This window comes from Rhodococcus sp. IEGM 1307, from assembly GCF_030056915.1.
GTDB lineage: Bacteria > Actinomycetota > Actinomycetes > Mycobacteriales > Mycobacteriaceae > Rhodococcus_F > Rhodococcus_F opacus_D.
Window position 1 is genome coordinate 86,347 of sequence record NZ_JASHKW010000001.1, and the last position, 17,734, is coordinate 104,080.

At 66.4% G+C, this 17,734-nt stretch carries 18 protein-coding genes; 13 read left to right on the top strand and 5 right to left on the bottom strand.

Translation table 11 applies throughout. The features are described from left to right. Positions 1-9: 9 nt before the first annotated feature. The gene (locus QM841_RS00430; RefSeq protein WP_283330531.1) at positions 10-1,479 is read right to left on the bottom strand and encodes an aldehyde dehydrogenase; all 1,470 of its coding nucleotides are present in this window, start codon (positions 1,477-1,479) and stop codon (positions 10-12) included. Between the two features lie 114 nt (positions 1,480-1,593). Here QM841_RS00430 and QM841_RS00435 point away from each other — a divergent pair, with 114 nt between their 5' ends. From QM841_RS00435 to QM841_RS00445, 3 genes are all read left to right on the top strand, one after another. Further along, complete coding sequence (locus tag QM841_RS00435) at positions 1,594-2,490, top strand: SDR family NAD(P)-dependent oxidoreductase (protein ID WP_283330532.1); 897 nt, start codon at positions 1,594-1,596, stop codon at positions 2,488-2,490. Positions 2,491-3,029: 539 nt separating this feature from the next. Next, on the top strand, positions 3,030-3,494 hold the full coding sequence (locus QM841_RS00440; RefSeq protein ID WP_283330952.1) for a PAS domain-containing protein: 465 nt from the start codon (positions 3,030-3,032) through the stop codon (positions 3,492-3,494). Positions 3,495-3,835: 341 nt separating this feature from the next. Beyond that, complete coding sequence (locus tag QM841_RS00445) at positions 3,836-4,246, top strand: DUF7144 family membrane protein (protein ID WP_283330533.1); 411 nt, start codon at positions 3,836-3,838, stop codon at positions 4,244-4,246. Positions 4,247-4,274: 28 nt separating this feature from the next. On the opposite strand, the gene QM841_RS00450 is transcribed toward QM841_RS00445, so the two are convergent. Further along, a complete protein-coding gene (locus tag QM841_RS00450) occupies positions 4,275-4,877 on the bottom strand; it encodes a TetR/AcrR family transcriptional regulator (protein WP_283330534.1) in 603 nt (200 codons plus the stop codon). Between the two features lie 84 nt (positions 4,878-4,961). Between QM841_RS00450 and QM841_RS00455 the strand changes: the two genes are divergently transcribed. The 9 genes from QM841_RS00455 (at position 4,962) to QM841_RS00495 (ending at position 13,800) form a co-directional block, all read left to right on the top strand. Beyond that, positions 4,962-6,179, top strand: a complete 1,218-nt coding sequence (locus QM841_RS00455; protein ID WP_283330535.1) for a cytochrome P450 — start codon at positions 4,962-4,964, stop codon at positions 6,177-6,179. A 63-nt stretch (positions 6,180-6,242) separates the two neighbouring features. Beyond that, a complete protein-coding gene (locus QM841_RS00460) occupies positions 6,243-6,803 on the top strand; it encodes a TetR/AcrR family transcriptional regulator (RefSeq protein WP_009477736.1) in 561 nt (186 codons plus the stop codon). Between the two features lie 5 nt (positions 6,804-6,808). Next, a complete protein-coding gene (locus QM841_RS00465; protein ID WP_037241653.1) occupies positions 6,809-8,035 on the top strand; it encodes a cytochrome P450 in 1,227 nt (408 codons plus the stop codon). After that, entirely contained in the window at positions 8,028-8,813 is a 786-nt protein-coding gene (locus QM841_RS00470) for an SDR family oxidoreductase (RefSeq protein WP_283330536.1), read from the top strand. The genes QM841_RS00465 and QM841_RS00470 overlap by 8 nt, the downstream gene beginning before the upstream one ends. After that, on the top strand, positions 8,810-10,162 hold the full coding sequence (gene cyp51, locus QM841_RS00475; RefSeq protein ID WP_283330537.1) for a lanosterol 14-alpha demethylase: 1,353 nt from the start codon (positions 8,810-8,812) through the stop codon (positions 10,160-10,162). Before QM841_RS00470 ends, cyp51 begins: the two co-directional genes overlap by 4 nt. Beyond that, the gene (locus QM841_RS00480) at positions 10,162-10,377 is read left to right on the top strand and encodes a ferredoxin (protein WP_005244574.1); all 216 of its coding nucleotides are present in this window, start codon (positions 10,162-10,164) and stop codon (positions 10,375-10,377) included. The genes cyp51 and QM841_RS00480 overlap by 1 nt, the downstream gene beginning before the upstream one ends. Beyond that, a complete protein-coding gene (locus tag QM841_RS00485) occupies positions 10,377-10,925 on the top strand; it encodes a hypothetical protein (RefSeq protein WP_037241646.1) in 549 nt (182 codons plus the stop codon). The genes QM841_RS00480 and QM841_RS00485 overlap by 1 nt, the downstream gene beginning before the upstream one ends. Then, positions 10,919-12,175 (top strand): hypothetical protein, encoded by a 1,257-nt coding sequence (locus tag QM841_RS00490; RefSeq protein ID WP_283330538.1) that lies wholly within the window; start codon positions 10,919-10,921, stop codon positions 12,173-12,175. The genes QM841_RS00485 and QM841_RS00490 overlap by 7 nt, the downstream gene beginning before the upstream one ends. Positions 12,176-12,189: 14 nt before the next feature. Beyond that, positions 12,190-13,800 carry an acyl-CoA synthetase gene (locus QM841_RS00495; RefSeq protein ID WP_283330539.1) on the top strand — a complete coding sequence of 537 codons (1,611 nt, stop codon included), beginning with the start codon at positions 12,190-12,192 and terminating at the stop codon, positions 13,798-13,800. Positions 13,801-13,843: 43 nt separating this feature from the next. On the opposite strand, the gene QM841_RS00500 is transcribed toward QM841_RS00495, so the two are convergent. From QM841_RS00500 to QM841_RS00510, 3 genes are all read right to left on the bottom strand, one after another. Further along, positions 13,844-14,509: a GNAT family N-acetyltransferase gene (locus QM841_RS00500; RefSeq protein WP_280778877.1), complete on the bottom strand. Its 666-nt coding sequence runs from the start codon at positions 14,507-14,509 to the stop codon at positions 13,844-13,846. A gap of 102 nt (positions 14,510-14,611) precedes the next feature. Continuing rightward, entirely contained in the window at positions 14,612-15,097 is a 486-nt protein-coding gene (locus QM841_RS00505; protein WP_283330540.1) for a nitroreductase family deazaflavin-dependent oxidoreductase, read from the bottom strand. 9 nt (positions 15,098-15,106) lie between these two features. Beyond that, positions 15,107-16,270, bottom strand: coding sequence for a steroid 3-ketoacyl-CoA thiolase (locus QM841_RS00510; RefSeq protein WP_283330541.1), 1,164 nt, complete (start codon positions 16,268-16,270; stop codon positions 15,107-15,109). 160 nt (positions 16,271-16,430) lie between these two features. On the opposite strand from QM841_RS00510, the gene QM841_RS00515 reads away from it, so the two are divergent. Continuing rightward, complete coding sequence (locus QM841_RS00515; protein WP_105412819.1) at positions 16,431-17,687, top strand: cytochrome P450; 1,257 nt, start codon at positions 16,431-16,433, stop codon at positions 17,685-17,687. Positions 17,688-17,734: the final 47 nt, after the last annotated feature.

A 17,734-nucleotide genomic window follows, 5' to 3' on the forward strand; every position in this document is an offset into this window, starting at 1 on the left:
GCCGGCGTACTATTGGGCCGGTTCCGCGACCAGCTTGGTTTCCAGGTATTCCTCGAATCCGGCCACACCCATCTCGCGGCCGATTCCGGACTGCTTGTAACCGCCGAACGGGGCGTCGGCGGAATACCAGACGCCGCCGTTGACGCTGAGCGTTCCGGTGCGCACGCCGTCGACCACTCGCTTCACGCGTGCGGGGTCCGTGCCCCACACCGACCCGGACAGCCCGTACGGCGAGTCGTTGGCGATGCTGATCGCGTCCTCGTCGCCGTCGTGGGGAATGATCACCAGCACGGGTCCGAAGATCTCTTCCCGAGCCACCCGGGCGGTGTTGTCGAGGCCGGTGATCAGGGTGGGTTCGACGAAGAATCCACGGTCCTGATCGGCCGGTCGGCCGCCACCGACCACGATCGTGCCGCCTTCCTCCCGCGCGAGCCGCAGGTAGTCCTCGACGCGGGCGCGTTGCCGCGCGGAGATGAGGGGACCGCAGATGGTGCCGGGCTTCCTGGGATCGCCCGCCTGCAATCCGCCCAGGGTCCGGGCCGTGGCCTCGACCGCCTCGTCGTACTTGTCGCGGGGAACGAGCAGCCGGGTGGTGATGGCGCAGCCCTGGCCCGCGTGGGTGGACACTGTGAACGCGGCGACCCCGCACGCACCCGCGAGGTCGGCGTCGTCGAGCACGATGAACGCCGATTTGCCGCCGAGTTCGAGGAAGACCTTCTTCAGCGACTCGGACGCCGCCGCCATGACGGCCTTGCCCGTGGCAGTCGAACCGGTGAACGACACGAGGTCGACGCGGGGGTCGGTGGAGAGCTGAGCGCCGAGGGAATGGTCGCTCGACGTGACGATGTTGACCACGCCGGCCGGGAGGTCGGTCTTCTCGGCGATCAGGTGCCCGACGAGGGCGGCGCACCAGGGAGTGTCGGGCGCGGGCTTGAGGACCACCGTGTTGCCGGCCGCGAGTGCGGGGCCGATCTTGGCGAAGTTGATCTGGTGCGGGAAGTTCCACGGCGTGATGGCCCCGACCACGCCGACGGCCTCCTTGAGGACGCGTCGGCGGGTCTTGATGCCCATCGGCTCGGCGATGCCCAGATCCTGTTCCCAGGAATAGCTTTCGGCGAGGTCTGCAAAATACCCGAGGTCGGCGACCGGGCCTTCGAGTTGCGGTCCGCTGGTGAGGAAGGCGGGGGCGCCGACCTCGGCGATGGTGATGTCGCGCAGTTCCTCGATGTGGGACTGCAGCACGTCGCGCAGCTGTCGCAGGCAGCGGGCGCGGAAGGCGTGGTCGCGGGACCACGTGGTGTCGTCGAAGGCTCGCCGGGTCGCGGCGATCGCGGCGTCCATGTCGGACGCGGTGGCGTCGGAGGCCCTCCCGAGTACCTCCTCGGTGGCCGGGTTGATCACCTCGAACGTGCCGCCGGAACCGGGAATCAGTTTGCCGTCGATCAGGAGAGCAGAGCTGTCGGTGGGGCGCAGAGTCATGGATTTTCGCTTCCGAATCGGGTGAGTGTCACAGCGATCTCCGAAAACTGGACATGTGTCTGGACTATAGTTTGAACAACTGGATGCCGCAATGACGAGTTCGACGGAGGCGCGATGAATTCACGCGAGGAGGGACGGCTGGACGGGCGAGGCGCCGTCGTCACCGGCTCGAGCCGGGGGATCGGCCGGGCCGTCGCGCACGCGCTCGCGGCGGAGGGAGCCGGCGTGGTGGTCAACGGCCGTGATCCGGACGCGGCGGAGAAGGTGGCCGACGAGATCGTGCTCGGCGGTGGCCGGGCGACCGCGGTGGCTGGATCGGCCGCCGCCCACGGCGTCGCGGAGGCGCTGGTCGACGCCGCGGAATGCGCGTTCGGCCAGGTGGACGTGCTGATCAACTGCGCCGGTATCGCGGAGCCTGCCGGGTCGTCCATCCTCACCGTCACCGACGAGCAGTGGCGCGAACTCGTCGATGCGCACCTGACGGCGACGTTCCGCACGTGCCGGGCCGCCGCGCCCCTGATGGCCGAACGGGGGCGCGGAGCGATCGTGAACACGAGTTCGTTCGCGTTCCTCGGCGACTACGGCGGAACCGGATATCCCGCCGGAAAGGGGGCGGTACACAGCCTGACCCTCGCGATCGCGGCCGAACTGGCCGAGTCCGGCGTCCGGGCCAACGTCGTGTGCCCCGGTGCGAAGACCCGGTTGTCCGGGGGAGCGGAGTACGAGCAGCACATCGAGGAACTGCACAGGCGCGGGATGCTCGACGACGCAACCCGCTACGGCTCGCTGCATCCGGCACCCGCCGACTATGTCGCCCAGCTGTACGTGTTCCTGGCCAGCGATCTCGCTTCCGGAATCACCGGCGGAATCTTCGCCGGATCAGGGTGCTTCGTCGGCAGATTCGACCGGCCGGCTCCGACGGTCCTGGCCTACCGCGACCACGAGACCGCGCCGCCGTGGTCGCTCGACGAGCTGGCGGAGTTGGTGGGTTCCGCTCACGGTGAGCGGTGATCTGAATTGTCCGGCATCACATGGGCGACGACTTCGTCGTAGGCGGCCGGCGACGTGTCCCGGAAAGATCAGCCCTACGTCCCGTAGCGATAAGTCTTTCGGACCCCGTGCCGCTACTATGGAATGCATCACGCCGCGGGAACTCGACGCCTACATCGGCAGAACCCGCGTCCCGCACGGGCGAGTGAAATCGTCCCGCCGTACGCGGCGGGCGACACCGCGTACGAATCAAGGTCGAAAATAACACGAGCGCAATGATTTTCGGTAATCACTTCGCCCTGGCGGCGGATAGCGGCTCGTGGAATCGACTTGTGCCTGGGCGAAAGCGGCCCAATGAAGCTGACGCAGAGGCCCGCGGATAACCGAGCACTTTGTGTCGGAATTACGCACGGAGAGAATGTATGTTGTTTTGCACCAAAATTGTTCGACAGTGTCCTCCCGGTGAATGTGCTGGTGACGGACGATCGCGGGCAACAATAATTCGACGATCTGGCCGACGATCGACGTTGCCTCCACTGTTCGGTCTGGCACGGTTCGATGTGTTGGTCCGCTGGGTGAGACGGAGGTGGGCGTCGGCAGGGCAGGGTAGGGACAGGCGGCGGTCGGACCCGAACACCGCGCTGGGCTATTTGGAGCAGCTTCCGGCGCTGAGGTTGCTCGAGCGGCTTCCGGTTCCCGCCCTCGCTGTCGATGAAGAGGGGGTGATTGTGCATGCCAACCCGGCACTCGAGCGGATGCTGGGGTATCCCGAGCACTGGTTCGCCGGGTGCTCGGTCGCGGACGTGGTCGTTCCGGCGTCGTCGCCGGGCGGCCCCGCATCGGTGGCGTTGCTGCGGGACTGTGCGGGAAAGGTAATCGAACTCGCCCATCGTGAAGGCTTCGTTGTGCGTGCAGCGGTGAGCAGGTCGGTGTTGTGCAGGAAGGATGACCCCGTCACGTTCGTGTGCTTCCAGGACCTCACAGAGCAGTTGTGGGGCGGTGGGCGGGCCCCCGAATTCGAGTGATGTCGTCGCCCGGTTTCCTCGCAGTACCGAGGGTGAGCATGCGTGGCCAGTTCAGGTGGGCGGCGACTCCGAGTCGGTGCCGTCCGAGCCGGAATTGGCGAACATCGCCTCGATTCGGTTCGTTTACTTTCGGTGCGCAGTTGTGGACCGAGCGGAGCGGCCGGGGCGCGCGAGGGATTCGCGGCAACCGAACGGTCTCGCCGGCTGTGTCGGGTGGCCTCCTCGGCCGGAGCAATCCGATTCCAGGTGGGTCGGAAACCCCGCGGTTTCGACGCGAACGCACATCGGATCGGCGGACAATGAATGCACCCGGCAGTGGGTTGCGGCGAGGAAGGGGCGTCATGTCCGAAGGTTCGTCGGTCAAACAGGGCGTCGCGGCGGGGACCGCGATGGGTGCAGCGGTCATCATGGTCACCGTCGGACTCCTGCAGTTCTTCCAAGGGCTCGCCGCGGTCTATGAGAACGAGGAGTTCGTGGTGGGGGTGGAGTACCTCTACAAGTTCGACTTCACGGTCTGGGGCTGGATCCATCTCGTGCTGGGTGCGTTGGTCGCGGTGACCGGCCTCGCGTTGTTCACCGGCGCCGCGTGGGCCCGGGTGTCGGCGATCGTGATCGCCGCGATCTCGATCGTGGCCAATTTCCTATGGCTGCCGCACTACCCGTGGTGGTCGGTGCTCATCATCGCGCTCGACGTGGTGGTGATCTGGGCGATCTCGGCGTGGCGGCCGAACCCTTCTGACGCCTGGGCCTGAGAACGGCAACAATAGGGGTGGTGGCCTTTCAGGACGGGGTGTGCGTTCGCTCCGGCCACCCGACGCTGGACAGTGCTCCCCGCAGCACGGATTCGTAGATCGAGTCCAGGTCCAGCTCGTCGCCGAGGAAGTCGGTGTTCACGAGCATGACGAAACCGTGCATGGCGGCGAAGATGCTCACGGCCGCGTCGAGGGTGTCCTCGGGCGGCAGTCCGCACGATGCCAGCATCGTGCGCAGCGCCGTGTTGGCGTCCAGTGCGGCGGAGATGAAAGCGTCCCGGTCCACCGGGCTGGTGGTCAGCGTCTGATACCGATGCGGATGCTCGGTCGCCCAGACGCGGTGCGCGTCGACGAGCGCGCGGAGGCCGTCGGGTCCGCTTCGGCCCATCGCGATCTCGCGCAGGTGAGCACCCAGCTCCGCCATGGTGCGCACCTGAACCGCACCGCGGATGTCTTCGAGGTTGCGGACGTGGTTGTAGAGCGACGCGGTGACGACGTTCAGCCGGGCGGAGAGACTCGTCATCGACAGTGACTCCCAGCCGAGTTCGTCGATGATCTCGATCGCGGCATCCACGACCTTGTCTCGCGTGAGTGTGCGACGTCGGATCGGTCCGTTCTGCCCTTTCACCATGGGCCCAGCATAAGGGCTTCCATTATAAATGAAAGTGTGTAGTTTAAGACGCATCCCATTCGTTTATCGATCGAGGAGCAGTGTATGACCGCGTCTCGGATTGATCTCAAGTCCCCCGACGTCTACGCGGAAGGGGTCCCCTACGCGTTCTTCGACCACCTGCGGGCGAGCGAACCCGTCTATTGGCAGCCCGAGGAGGACGGCACCGGGTTCTGGGCGGTCACCAAGCACGCCGACGTCGTCGCCGTGTCCCGCGACAGCGCGACGTTCTCGTCGGCGGTGGGCACCACTCAGATCGACGATTTCGACGAGCAGACCCGCGCGAAGCAGGCCGCCATGCTCGTCAACCTCGACCCGCCCGATCACACCCGGCTGCGGCAGCTCGTCAGCCGCGGATTCACCCCGCGCACAGTCAAAGTGCTCGAGGGTCACATCCGTGACATCTGTGCCCGGATCGTCGATCGGCTGCTCGACGCACGCGACGTCGACTTCGTTCCCGAGGCGGCGGCGCCGTTGCCGCTCGAGGTCATCGCAGCGCTGCTGGGTGCGCCCGCCGGGGACGTGGACAAGCTCTACGACTGGTCCAACCGGATGATCGGCTTCGACGATCCCGAGTACGGCACCACCCAGGCGGACGGCGAGATGGCCGCGGCCGAGATCTTCCTGTACGCCAACGAGCTTGCGGCGCAACGCCGCATCGAGCCTCGCGACGACATCGTCACCAAGCTCGTGCAGCCGGACGAGAACGGCGACACGCTCACCGAGATGGAATTCAACATGTTCTTCGTCCTGCTCGTGGTGGCGGGGAACGAAACGACGCGCAACGCGACCGCCGGTGGGATGCAGGCCTTCATCGACCATCCCGACCAGTGGCGACGACTGCAGTCCGAACCGGAACTGGCTGCGAGCGCGGTGGAGGAGATCCTGCGGTGGGTGACCCCGGTGATGGACTTCCGCCGCACCGCCACCCGGGACGCCTACATCGGCGATCAGTTGGTCAGGGCCGGCGACAAGGTGGTGATCTACTACCCGAGCGCCAACCGGGACGAGGACGTCTTCGACGAGCCGTATCGGTTCGACATCGGCCGGAGCCCCAACCCGCAGATCGCGTTCGGCGGTAGCGGGGTGCACTTCTGCCTCGGCGCCCACCTGGCGCGGCTCGAATTGAAGATCCTGTTCGAGACCCTCGCCGCGCGGATCGACCGCGTGGAACCCACCGGGCCGGTCGTCCGGCTGCGGTCGAATTTCATCAGCGGCATCAAGACGATGCCCGTGCGAATTCACCCGCGCAGTCCCGTGTGAGAGTCCGATTTTCGTTGCCAGCCGACGGTAACTGTAGTAGCGTCCAGACACGTGTCCAGTAGTATGAATTTCGAGTCCACCCGCCGCCGTCTGACCGAGAAGCAGGCCGACACCGTCGACCGCCTCACCAAAGCGGCAGTCGAAGTACTGCGCGAAGAGGGATTCGCGGGACTCACGGTCCGCTCGGTGGCCGGCATCGCCGGGGTCGCGCCCGCGACGGCCTACACGTACTTCTCGTCCAAGGAGCACCTCGTCGCCGAGGTCTTCTGGCGGCGCCTCGCCGCCTCACCGCAGCCGGTGGACGAGGGACTCGATCGCACCGGACGCGTGGTCGCCGTGCTCCGCCACATTGCTCTCCTGGTGGCGGACGAACCCGAACTCGCCGGAGCCGTCACCAACGCGCTGCTCGGCCGCGACCCCGACGTGGAACACCTCCGCGCCCGCATCGGGCTGGAGATCCGCGACCGCCTCGCCACCGCACTGGGCGAGGGCCACGATCCCGACGTCCTCGAGGCGCTGGAGCTGCTGTACGCCGGCGGCCTGGTCCGCGCCGGAATGGGATACGGGTCCTACGCCCAATTCGCCGATCGACTCGAAACTTCCGCCAAGCTGATTCTGGAGTAGATGCCATGACCGCAGCCTCGATGCCCGGGGTGTCACACAATCCGGTGACGTTCAACCCGTACGACTATGGCTTCCACGAAGATCCGTACGTCACGTATCGAAGACTGCGGGAAGAAGCACCCCTCTACTACAACGAGGAACTCGACTTCTGGGCGTTGTCCCGACACGAGGACGTCGTCGCGGCGTTCCGCGACAACCAGCGCCTGTCGAGCGCGAACGGGGTGTCGCTCGACCCGGCGGCCTACGGCCCGCACGCCCACAAGACGATGTCCTTTCTCGCGCTGGACGATCCGCGGCACATGCGGATGCGGCAGCTGGTGTCGCGCGGCTTCACCCCGAGGCGGGTGAACGAACTCGAGGGGCGGATCCTGGATCTGACCCGGCAATACCTCGACCCGGCGCTCGCGGCGGGTGAGTTCGACTGGATCGGCGAGTTCGCCGGCAAGCTTCCGATGGACGTGATCTCGGAGCTGATGGGGGTTCCGGAGGCCGACCGCGTCGAACTCCGGCGGCTCGCCGACCTGGTGGTGCACCGCGAGGAGGGCGTCCTCGACGTGCCCCACGCCGCGATGGAGGCGTCGCTCTACCTCGTCGGCTACTACGCCGACATGCTGGCCGAGCGCCGCAGGAAGCCGACCGAGGACCTCACGTCTGCCCTGCTCGAAGCGGAGATCGACGGCGACCGGCTCACCGACGACGAGATCATCGCGTTCATGTTCCTGATGGTGGTGGCGGGCAACGAGACCACCACCAAACTTCTCGGCAACGCACTGTACTGGGGTTTTCGCTATCCGGGCGAGGCCAGGCACGTGTTCGAGGATGCGAGCCGGGTGCCGGAGTGGGTGGAGGAGACTCTGCGCTTCGACACGTCCAGCCAGATGGTCGCGCGAACGGCGTCCGTCGACCTGGACTTCCACGACCGGACGATTCCCGCAGGCGACAAGGTGCTGATCCTCATCGGCTCCGCGAACCGCGACTCGGCGGTGTTCGAGGACGCCGACGAATACCGGATCGGCCGGGACACGTCCAACAAGCTCGCGAGCTTCGGCGGCGGCACCCACTTCTGCCTGGGCGCCCACATGGCGCGGCTCGAAGCGCGGATCGCACTCACCGAACTCGTCTCCCGCATCGACGACTACGACATCGACGAGGCGAACAGTGTGCGCGTCCACTCGACCAACGTGCGCGGTTTCGCCACCCTTCCCATGAAAGTGCAGGTCCGCGATGCCTAGGTTCGAGCCCAACCCGCAGCGTCGCCCGTCGATCGTCGCCGGGGCGTCGTCGGGAATCGGCACGGCGACCGCCTATGCGCTGGCCGAGGCCGGTCACCCCGTCGCGCTCGGTGCCCGCCGGGTGGCCGAATGCGAGGAGATCGCGGAGAAGATCCGCAGCAACGGCGGAGAAGCGTTCGCGCACTACCTCGACGTCACCGACACCGCATCCGTCGACGAATTCGTCACGGCGGCGCAGAAGGCGCTCGGCCCCACCGAGATCGCGTTGTCGGGGGCCGGCGACCTGGAGTTCTCCGTCGCCCACGAGATGGACCCCGACCAGTTCCTGGGACAGGTCAACGTCCACCTGGTCGGTGCGCAGCGTCTCGCGCACCGCCTCCTTCCCGGCATGATCGAACGCAGGCGCGGAGACTTCGTCCTGATCGGATCCGATTGCGCCGACAGCCCCCGGCCCCGGATGGGCGCCTACAACGCCGCGAAGGCCGGCGTCGAGATGATGGGCCGGCAGATGCGAATGGAACTGGAAGGCACCGGCGTCCGGGCGTCGGTCGTGCGTCCGGGACCCACGCAGACGTCCATGGGGATGAACACCACCGAGGAGGTCATCGGACCCGTCCTCGAAGACTGGGCGAAGTGGGGATTCGCCCGGCACTCGTACTTCCTGCGCGCCTCCGCGATCGCGGACGCCGTCGTCGCCGCCGTCAGTGCGCCCCGCGGCGCACACATGGTGCTGATCGAGGTGCAGCCCGAGGCGCCCCTACGAAAGGATGGAGAATGAACCCGGCTACCCCGCAACGTGTGTCCGGCGGTGAGCACGAGCACGGACATCTCGAAGAACTGCGCACCGACCCGATCGCGCTGATGCGCCGTGTCCGGGAGGAGTGCGGCAACGTCGGTGTCTTCCAGCTCGCCGACAAGAAGGTGGTGCTGCTGTCCGGCGCCGAGGCCAACGAATTCTTCTTCCGCTCCACCGACGAGGATCTCGACCAGCAGGCCGCCTACCCGTTCATGAAGCCGATCTTCGGCGAGGGAGTCGTGTTCGACGCGAGCCCCGAGCGCCGCAAGGAAATGCTGCACAACCAGGCGTTGCGCGGCGAGCAGATGAAGGGGCACGCCGCGACGATCGCCCACGAGGTCGACCGCATGGTGGCGCAGTGGGGCGACGAGGGGGAGATCGACCTCCTCGAATTCTTCGCGGAGCTGACCATCTACACGTCCTCGGCCTGTCTGATCGGTAAGAAGTTCCGGGAGCAGCTCGACGGCCGGTTCGCGCACCTGTACCACGAGCTCGAGCAGGGCACCGACCCCATCGCGTACGTCGACGCCTACGCCCCGATCGAGAGCTTCCGCCGGCGGGACGAGGCGAGGGTGCAGTTGGTGGCACTCGTCCAGGAGATCATGAACGGGCGCATCGAGAACCCTCCTCAGGGCAAGGAGGATCGGGACATGCTCGACGTGCTCGTCTCGATCAAGGACGAGGACGGCAACGAGCGCTTCACGGCGGACGAGATCACCGGCATGTTCATCTCGATGATGTTCGCCGGGCACCACACCACGTCCGGCACCGCGGCCTGGACCCTGATCGAGCTGCTGCGGCACCCGGACTACGCCAAGCAGGTGGTCGCCGAACTCGACGACCTCTATTCGGACGGCTCCGACATCAGCTTCGGGGCACTCAGGCAGATCCCGAAACTGGAAGCGGTGCTGAAGGAGACGCTCCGGATGCACCCGCCGCTGATCATCCTGTTGCGCGTCGCGCGGGCCGAGTTCGAAGTCGGGGGCTACCAGATCGCCGAGAACGACCTCGTGGCGGCCACACCGGCGATCTCCAACCGCATCGCGGAGGACTTCCCGAACCCGGACACGTTCGATCCCGAACGCTACATCGACCCCAACCAGGAAGACATCGTCAACCGCTGGACGTGGATTCCGTTCGGCGCCGGCAGGCACCGCTGCGTCGGGGCCGCGTTCGCCCTGATGCAGTTGAAGGCGATATTCTCGATTCTCCTGCAGGACTGGGAGTTCGAGATGGCGCAACCCTCCGAGACGTACCGCAACGATCACAGCAAGATGGTGGTGCAGCTGCAGCAGCCGTGCACCGTGAGGTACCGGAAGCGAAGCATGTGATGAAAGTCGAAGCCGATCTCGACCTGTGTCAGGGTCATGCCGTGTGCGAGATGGAGGCACCCGATGTCTTCGTCGTCCCGAAGCACGGCAAGGTCGAGATCCTCGACACCGACCCACCCGAGAACCTGCGCGCCGAAGTCGAGAGCGCCGTGCGTTTCTGCCCGACCCAGGCCCTGCGGATCCTCGCGGACGACGACTCTGAAGGAGATAGCTGATGGTGCAGTTCGATCGTGCGGAGCTCGACGAGATGGTGCAGCGCTGGGTGGACGAGAACAAGCGGTGCGAATCGCTCGGCGACTGGAAGCCGCTGGCCGAGATGTACACCGAGGACGCCACGTACGGATGGAACTACGGGCCGAAGGACGACTTCATGGCCGTCGGCCGGGACGAGATCCGCGACCTGGCGCTCGGCCAGGAAATGGACGGGCTCGAGGGCTGGGAGTACCCGTACCAGCAGTTCGTCATCGACGATCGCAGCGGCGACGTCATCGGATTCTGGAAGCAGGTGTCCGAACGCACCCGCGACGACGGCACGCACTATCAGGTCACCGGAATCGGCGGCAGCTGGTTCCGGTACGGCGGTAACTTCCAATGGTCCTGGCAGCGTGACTTCTTCGACTTCGGCAACGTCTCGAGCCTGTTCCTCGAGATGATCACGAACAACGCGATGTCCGACGGCATGAACGCGCGGATCCAGCGCGCGACGTCCGGTCGGCTGCCGGGGTGGTATCCGGTCGGCAAGGCCCCGGTCCCGCTGTGGTGAGTACGGTGAAGGTTCCGTCGTCGTTCGCCGATCTGTCCCGCGAGGATCTCGCGATTCTCGTTCCGGAACTGCTCCTGTGCGGTCATCTCATCGACCGCTCCGGTATGCCGCACCTGATCGGGGCGTTCGGTCGCGAGGGCATGACGCAGGTCGCGATCGAGGAGTGGATGGCGTCGAGCCCCCTCTACACGCGGCGGATGCAACGCGCGCTGGGATTCGAGGGCGACGGGGTCGTGACGATCTTCAAGGGTCTGCAACTCGACATCGGTGCGCCGCCCCAGTTCATGGACTTCCGGTACCGCGTCACCGATCACGATCACGGCGAATTCTGGCTGGATCACTGCGGGGCGTTGATGGACGTCGAACCGATGGGCGACGAGTACGTCACGGCGATGTGCCACGACATCGAGGACCCGACGTTCGACGCCACCGCATTGGCCACCAACCCGCACGCGCAGGTGCGTCCGGTGCACCGTCCGCCCCGCAGGCCGGCGGACCGGACACCGCACTGCCTCTGGACGGTCACCATTGACGACACAAACGTGCCACCTCCGATTCCGGAAGGGCTGGTGACGGTGGGGGAGTCGCGGGCGGCGACGATCGAGTTGTCGCCGATCGACACCGGCGGGCCGGGACAGCACGACTACGCGGGCGCGCTCCTCGACGATCTGCGGTTCCCGGACTTCTCCCATTCGGCTCTGACCCGGATCGCGGAGGAGGTGTGCCTGCAGCAGCACCTGCTGACCCTCGGTTTCCTGCTCGCGGTGCGGGCCCGCACCGATGCCGAAGCCGCACTCGACATCGCGCGCAAGCAACTCACCGGCATCGCCGGCCTCACGTCGGAACGGATCCGGAACGCGCTCGGGCTGCCCGCTGATCTCGAGGGTCTCGCCGTCGTCCTCGCCGTGCATCCGGCGTTCAATCCCCGTCAGTACGTGGACGTCACGATCACCCTCGGCGACCGCATGCTGCTGACCCTCGGCCGGGACTGCGGAGCCCGGGAGGACGGGGCGTGGCCGTCCATGATCGACGGTGAGCACCTCGGGCCGTTGACTGCGCTCGTGCGCGGGGTGTCGCCGCGGTTCGCGGTGCAGGTGGTCGAGGAGACGGATGCGGCGCTGACCGTGGAGATCGTGATCGGAGAGCCGCCCGCCAAGGAGGCACCCGAGGTGGCGCTCACCCGGTTCAGCACGGGAGCCGACTTCGCGTTCACCGATCGAGGAATACCCCTACCACTCACAGTCGTCTGAGAGAGGACGCCCCCGTGGCCTACAACCTTGCAGACCTCTTCGAGCATTCCGTCGACGCGATGCCGGAACGGGTGGCGCTGATCTGCGGCGCCCGTCGCGTCACCTACCGCGAACTGGAGGACCGCGCCAACAGACTGGCCCACCACTTCCTGGAGGTCGGGCTGATCGCCGGCTCGCACATCGGCGTGCACCTGCACAACTCCATCGAGACCATGGAGACGTTGCTGGCGGCGTACAAGATTCGTGCGGTTCCGGTCAACATCAACTACCGCTACACCAGCGACGAACTCGCCTACGTCTACGGCAACGCGGAACTCGACGCCGTGGTCCATCATCGGATCTACTCGCCGCGCATCGCGGAGGTCCTGCCCTCGCTGCCGAGGATCCGGCACACCGTTGTCGTCGAGGACGATCTCGGCGGCGCCGGCGTGCCCAGCGACTCGGTGCCGTACGAGGAGGCACTGTCCGGCAGCGGCGACCGGGACTTCGGTGAACGCAGCTCCGAAGACCTGTTCATCATGTACACCGGCGGCACCACCGGACGTCCCAAGGGTGTCGTGTGGACGCACGAGGCGATCTGGCGCGTCCTCGCGGGCGGTCTCGACTTCTACACCGGTGACGCGATCGAGGACGAGTACCAGCAGTCGCGGGTGGGATCGCAGGGTGAGCCGACCCTGTGGTTCGCGTTGCCGCCGCTGATCCACGCGGCCGCGATGATGCCGACGTTCACCGCGCTGTTCAGCGGAAACACCGTGCTGCTGGAATCGAAGTTCGACGCCGACCGGACGTGGGAACTCGTCGAGCGGCACAAGGTGCAGATCCTCATCATCACCGGCGACGCGATGGGAAGGCCTCTGATCGAGGCGCATCAGCCGTCGCGCACCGACACGTCGAGCCTGGGTGTCGTGGCATCCGGGGCCGCGCTGTTCTCACCGGTGATCAAGGACGCCTTCCTCGACGCGTTCCCGGGACTGCTGGTGTCCGATTCGATCGGCGCGTCGGAAACAGGCTTCGGCGGAATAGGTTTCGCGACGAAGGGGGAGAAGCAGGTGGGTGGACCCCGGGTGCCCCCTGGCCGGTACGCCCTGGTGATCGACGAGGACGACGTTCCCGTCGAGCCGGGGTCCGGGAAGGACGGCTGGTTCGCGAAGGGCGGATACGTCCCGCTGGGTTACTACAACGACCCGGAGAAGACCCGGGAGATCTTCCGGGAGGTCGACGGGCGACCCGTCGTCGTCACCGGCGACCGCGCGCGGATCGAGGCCGACGGATCGATCACCCTGCTCGGCCGCGGCAACATGGTGATCAACACCGGCGGCGAGAAGGTGTTTGCCGAAGAGGTCGAGAGCGCAGTGAAGGCGTACCGCGACGTCTACGACGCCATCGTGGTCGGCGTCCCCGACGAACGGTGGGGGCACCGGGTCTCCGCGGTCGTGCAGGCGCGCGACGGTCGGGGCGTCGACTTCGCCGGACTCGAGGAACACGTGCGGCGAAGCCTGGCCGGCTACAAAATCCCGCGTCTGGTGTGGGTGGAAGACACCGTCCAGCGCACACCGAGCGGCAAGCCCGACTACCGCTGGGCTCAGGGCGTCACCAAACAGCGCGACCCCGACCACCGCACGTGAGTGGCGAAGTGTGCTCCCGCACGCTTCGCCACTCACGTGCGGGTCAGGCAGGAGCGCGGACGACCAGGACCGTTCCCGGGAACTCCGCGGCAAGCTCCTGACGGCTGTGCTTCACGGCCGCGGTGCCGTAGCCCTTCTTCCGGGCGTCGGGGGCGATCCAGATGGCCACGTCGACCTCGCGTCCCGACAGTTCACCGAACACCATGCCGACGGCCGTGTTCTCCGCGGTGTCCTCACACACGAACCATGCGGCGGACTCGTCGTCGACACGGCTCAGGCCTTCCGTGCGTTCCTTCTCGACCCGCTCCGCGGACCACTGCGCGCCCGCGTCGTCGACCTGCTCGCCGCAGCGGCGCCGGAACAGTTCGGCGTCTTCCTCGGTTTCGGTGAACGGACGGAGGCGGAAGTTCCGCCCCGTGCTCGCCGGCCGGTCCGTCGACGTCCACTCGAGGGTGGCGTCGAGGTCCTTCAGTTCCGTCTGGATGCGAAGCCGTTCGACCTTGGTGAGGCGGCGGAACGTCAGGTTGAGGACGGCTTCCGCGTACGCCTCGGAGGTGTCGAGGAGCCCGGCGACGGTGGTGAGGGCCTCGGCGTGATCCTCGCTGTCGACGATGGCGTCGAGCACCTCGTGACGCTGCTCGAGCGCACGCAGCAGGACCGCGGTGAGCTCTCGACGGTCGTGTATCCGATCTTGAACCTGTGTACTCATGTCTGCAATTCCTCGCCCTCGGCCGTCGTACAAGTCCGTACGCGTCAATACTGCAAGAAGTCCCCCGACATGGCACCCGTTACTCGGCGGTACATACAAACGCTATCGAGGAGTGCAGACCACGACGGGAATCGTGCGGTCGGTCCAGGCCTGGTAGTTGTCGAAATCCGGATACATGGCGACGAGCCGCGGCCACAGGCGCGCACGTTCCTCGGGGTCCGCCACGTGGGCGGACATCGGCCGGACCCGCGACTTCACCTGGACGGTCACCTCGGGGTTCGCCCGCAGGTTGAGATACCACATCGGGTGCTTCGGGAGGCCACCCTGCGAGGCGACGAGGATGATGCGGTCGCCGTCCTCGAGGAACAGCAGCGGGCTGATTCTCGGCTCGCCGCTCTTCCGTCCAGTGGTGGTGAGCAGGCAGACGGGCAACCCGCGGGGGAAGGCGCTACCCACCCGCCACTTGCTGCCCAGTCGCCCGCCCGTCCGCCGGTACAGCACGACGTTGATCTTCGACATCCACTTGATGAAGGAGACCGTCCACTTCGAGTCGAGGCCGGGCGGTCGGGCGGGGGCGGGTGCATTCATCGGCAGATCCTAGATCCGCTCGATGATGGTGCCGGTGGCGAGCGCGCCGCCGGCACACATCGTGATCAGTGCCGTCGACCCGTCGGTGCGCTCGAGTTCGTGCAGCGCGGTGGTGATGAGTCGAGAACCGGTGCTGCCCACTGGGTGTCCGAGTGCGAGCGCGCCGCCGTTGACGTTGACCCTGTCCATGTCGGGCTCGTGCACCGATGCCCACGACAGCAGCACCGACGCGAACGCCTCGTTCACCTCGAACAGGTCGAGGTCGCCGATCTTCATGCCGCTGCGTTCGAGGACGCGCGCCGTGGCCTGGACGGGTCCGTCGAGGTGGAATTCGGGTTCGGAGCCGACGAGCGCCTGGGAGATGATGCGGGCCCGGGGCTTCAGACCGAGGGCGCGCGCCCTGGCCTCGTCCATCAGCATGACGGCGGCGGCGCCGTCGGAGATCTGCGAGGACGTGCCCGCCGTGTGGATGCCGCCCTCGAGTACGGGCTTCAGCTTGGCGAGCGACTCCGCGGTGGTGTCGCGCAGACCCTGATCGCGCGTCACGACCCGGGTCTCACCGGTGAGGTTACCGTCCTTGTCGACGACGGGTGCGGTCACCTGCAGCACTTCCCGGTCGAAACGCCCTTCGTCCCAGGCCTGCTTGGCGCGTGCCTGCGAGCGGACTCCGAGCGCCTCGACGTCGGCGCGGGTGATTCCGCGGCGACGGGCGATGCGCTCGGCGGCCTCGAACTGGTTGGGCATGTCGATGTCCCAGTCGGCGGGCCTGCGTGGTCCGGCGTTGTCGCCGACGTTCGCGCCGAGCGGCACCTGGCTCATCGCTTCGATACCGCAGGCGATTCCGACATCGATCGCGTCGGTGGCGATCAGACCGGCGATGAGGTGGTTGGCCTGCTGGGCGGATCCGCACTGGCAGTCGATCGTGGTGGCGCCGACCTGCCAGGGCAGTCCGGCGTGCAGCCACGCGGTCCGGGTGATGTTGTTCGACTGCGCACCGGCCTGGGTGACGCAACCACCGATGACCTGCTCCACCAGTTCGGGGTCGATGCCGGAGCGGTCGAGGATGCCCCGCTGAGCGGTGCCGAGGATCTCGGCGGCGTGCAATCCGGACAGCCAGCCACCGCGCTTTCCGATCGGGGTGCGTACTGCCTCGACGATTACTGGTGTGCCCACGGTGGGCTCCTTTCCTTGTCCTCAGAAAATAGAACAGGTTCTGCTATCCGGGCAAGGTCTGAATGAGCTTTCCTTTGCTAGTCGCCCGGCTTGTGCTTCAATGCTAGTAGAACGTGTTCCACATCACGGAGTGGTGTATGGCTTAGGGCAGGAGACAGCAGTGGCGCAGCCCAATCTTCCAGAGGGTTTCGACTTCACCGACCCGGACATCTACGCAGAGCGCATCCCCTATCAGGAATTCGCCGAACTGCGGAAGACTGCCCCGATCTGGTGGAACCCGCAGCCGCCGGAGATCGGTGGCTTCCACGACGACGGCTACTGGGTCGTCAGCAAGCTCGAGGACGTCAAGGAGGTGTCGCGGCGCAGCGACGTCTTCTCCACACACGAGAACACCGCGATCGTGCGCTTCGCCGACGACATTCCGCGCGAGAACATCGAGATGCAGCGCTTCATCCTCATCAACAAGGACGCTCCCGAGCACACTAAGCTCCGCAAACTCGTCTCCCGCGGCTTCACGCCCCGCGCGATCAACAGCCTGCGCGAAGAACTCACCGAACGCGCCGAGAAGATCGTGAAGGAGGCCGCCGAATCGGGGGCCGGCGACTTCGTCACCCAGGTGGCGTGTGAACTTCCGCTGCAGGCGATCGCCGAACTGCTCGGTGTGCCGCAGGAGGATCGCCTGAAGGTCTTCGACTGGTCCAACCAGATGACGGGCTACGACGACCCCGAACTGGACATCGACCCGCAGGCCGCGTCGATGGAGATCCTCGGCTACGCGTACCAGATGGCGGACGAGCGCAAGAAGTGCCCCGCCGACGACATCGTCACGACGCTGATCGAAGCGGACATCGATGGAAATGAGCTGTCTCCCGAGGAATTCGGTTTCTTCGTGATCCTGCTGGCGGTCGCCGGCAACGAGACCACCCGCAATGCCATCACACACGGCATGATGGCGTTCCTGGACCATCCCGATCAGTGGGAGCTCTACAAGAAGGAGCGCCCCAAGACGACGGCGGACGAGATCGTCCGGTGGGCGACCCCGGTCAACTCGTTCCAGCGCACCGCACTGGAAGACACCGAACTCGGCGGAGTGCAGATCAAGAAGGGCCAGCGAGTCGTAATGCTGTACGGCTCCGCGAACTTCGACGAGGATGCGTTCGAGAACCCGGAGAAGTTCGACATCATGCGGGAGAACAACCCGCACGTCGGATTCGGCGGGACTGGCGCCCACTTCTGCCTCGGCGCCAACCTGGCGCGACTCGAGATCGATCTGATCTTCAATGCGATTGCGGATCACCTGCCCGATATCAGTAAGCTGGGAGATCCGCGGCGGTTGCGCTCGGGCTGGCTCAACGGTATCAAGGAGTTTCAGGTCGATTACAAGACTGCGTCAGGCGGTTGCCCGGTCAGACACTGACCCCCTGATTCAGCGGCGTCGGAGGGCACCCTCATCCTCTCCGACGC

Bases quoted from the DNA above. Each gene is read 5' to 3' on its own strand.
- QM841_RS00430 (WP_283330531.1), bottom strand. From the start codon at position 1,479: ATGACTCTGCGCCCCACCGACAGCTCTGCTCTCCTGATCGACGGCAAA.
- QM841_RS00435 (WP_283330532.1), top strand. From the start codon at position 1,594: ATGAATTCACGCGAGGAGGGACGGCTGGACGGGCGAGGCGCCGTCGTC.
- QM841_RS00445 (WP_283330533.1), top strand. From the start codon at position 3,836: ATGTCCGAAGGTTCGTCGGTCAAACAGGGCGTCGCGGCGGGGACCGCG.
- QM841_RS00450 (WP_283330534.1), bottom strand. From the start codon at position 4,877: ATGGTGAAAGGGCAGAACGGACCGATCCGACGTCGCACACTCACGCGA.
- QM841_RS00455 (WP_283330535.1), top strand. From the start codon at position 4,962: ATGACCGCGTCTCGGATTGATCTCAAGTCCCCCGACGTCTACGCGGAA.
- QM841_RS00460 (WP_009477736.1), top strand. From the start codon at position 6,243: ATGAATTTCGAGTCCACCCGCCGCCGTCTGACCGAGAAGCAGGCCGAC.
- QM841_RS00465 (WP_037241653.1), top strand. From the start codon at position 6,809: ATGACCGCAGCCTCGATGCCCGGGGTGTCACACAATCCGGTGACGTTC.
- QM841_RS00470 (WP_283330536.1), top strand. From the start codon at position 8,028: ATGCCTAGGTTCGAGCCCAACCCGCAGCGTCGCCCGTCGATCGTCGCC.
- cyp51 (WP_283330537.1), top strand. From the start codon at position 8,810: ATGAACCCGGCTACCCCGCAACGTGTGTCCGGCGGTGAGCACGAGCAC.
- QM841_RS00480 (WP_005244574.1), top strand. From the start codon at position 10,162: ATGAAAGTCGAAGCCGATCTCGACCTGTGTCAGGGTCATGCCGTGTGC.
- QM841_RS00485 (WP_037241646.1), top strand. From the start codon at position 10,377: ATGGTGCAGTTCGATCGTGCGGAGCTCGACGAGATGGTGCAGCGCTGG.
- QM841_RS00500 (WP_280778877.1), bottom strand. From the start codon at position 14,509: ATGAGTACACAGGTTCAAGATCGGATACACGACCGTCGAGAGCTCACC.
- QM841_RS00505 (WP_283330540.1), bottom strand. From the start codon at position 15,097: ATGAATGCACCCGCCCCCGCCCGACCGCCCGGCCTCGACTCGAAGTGG.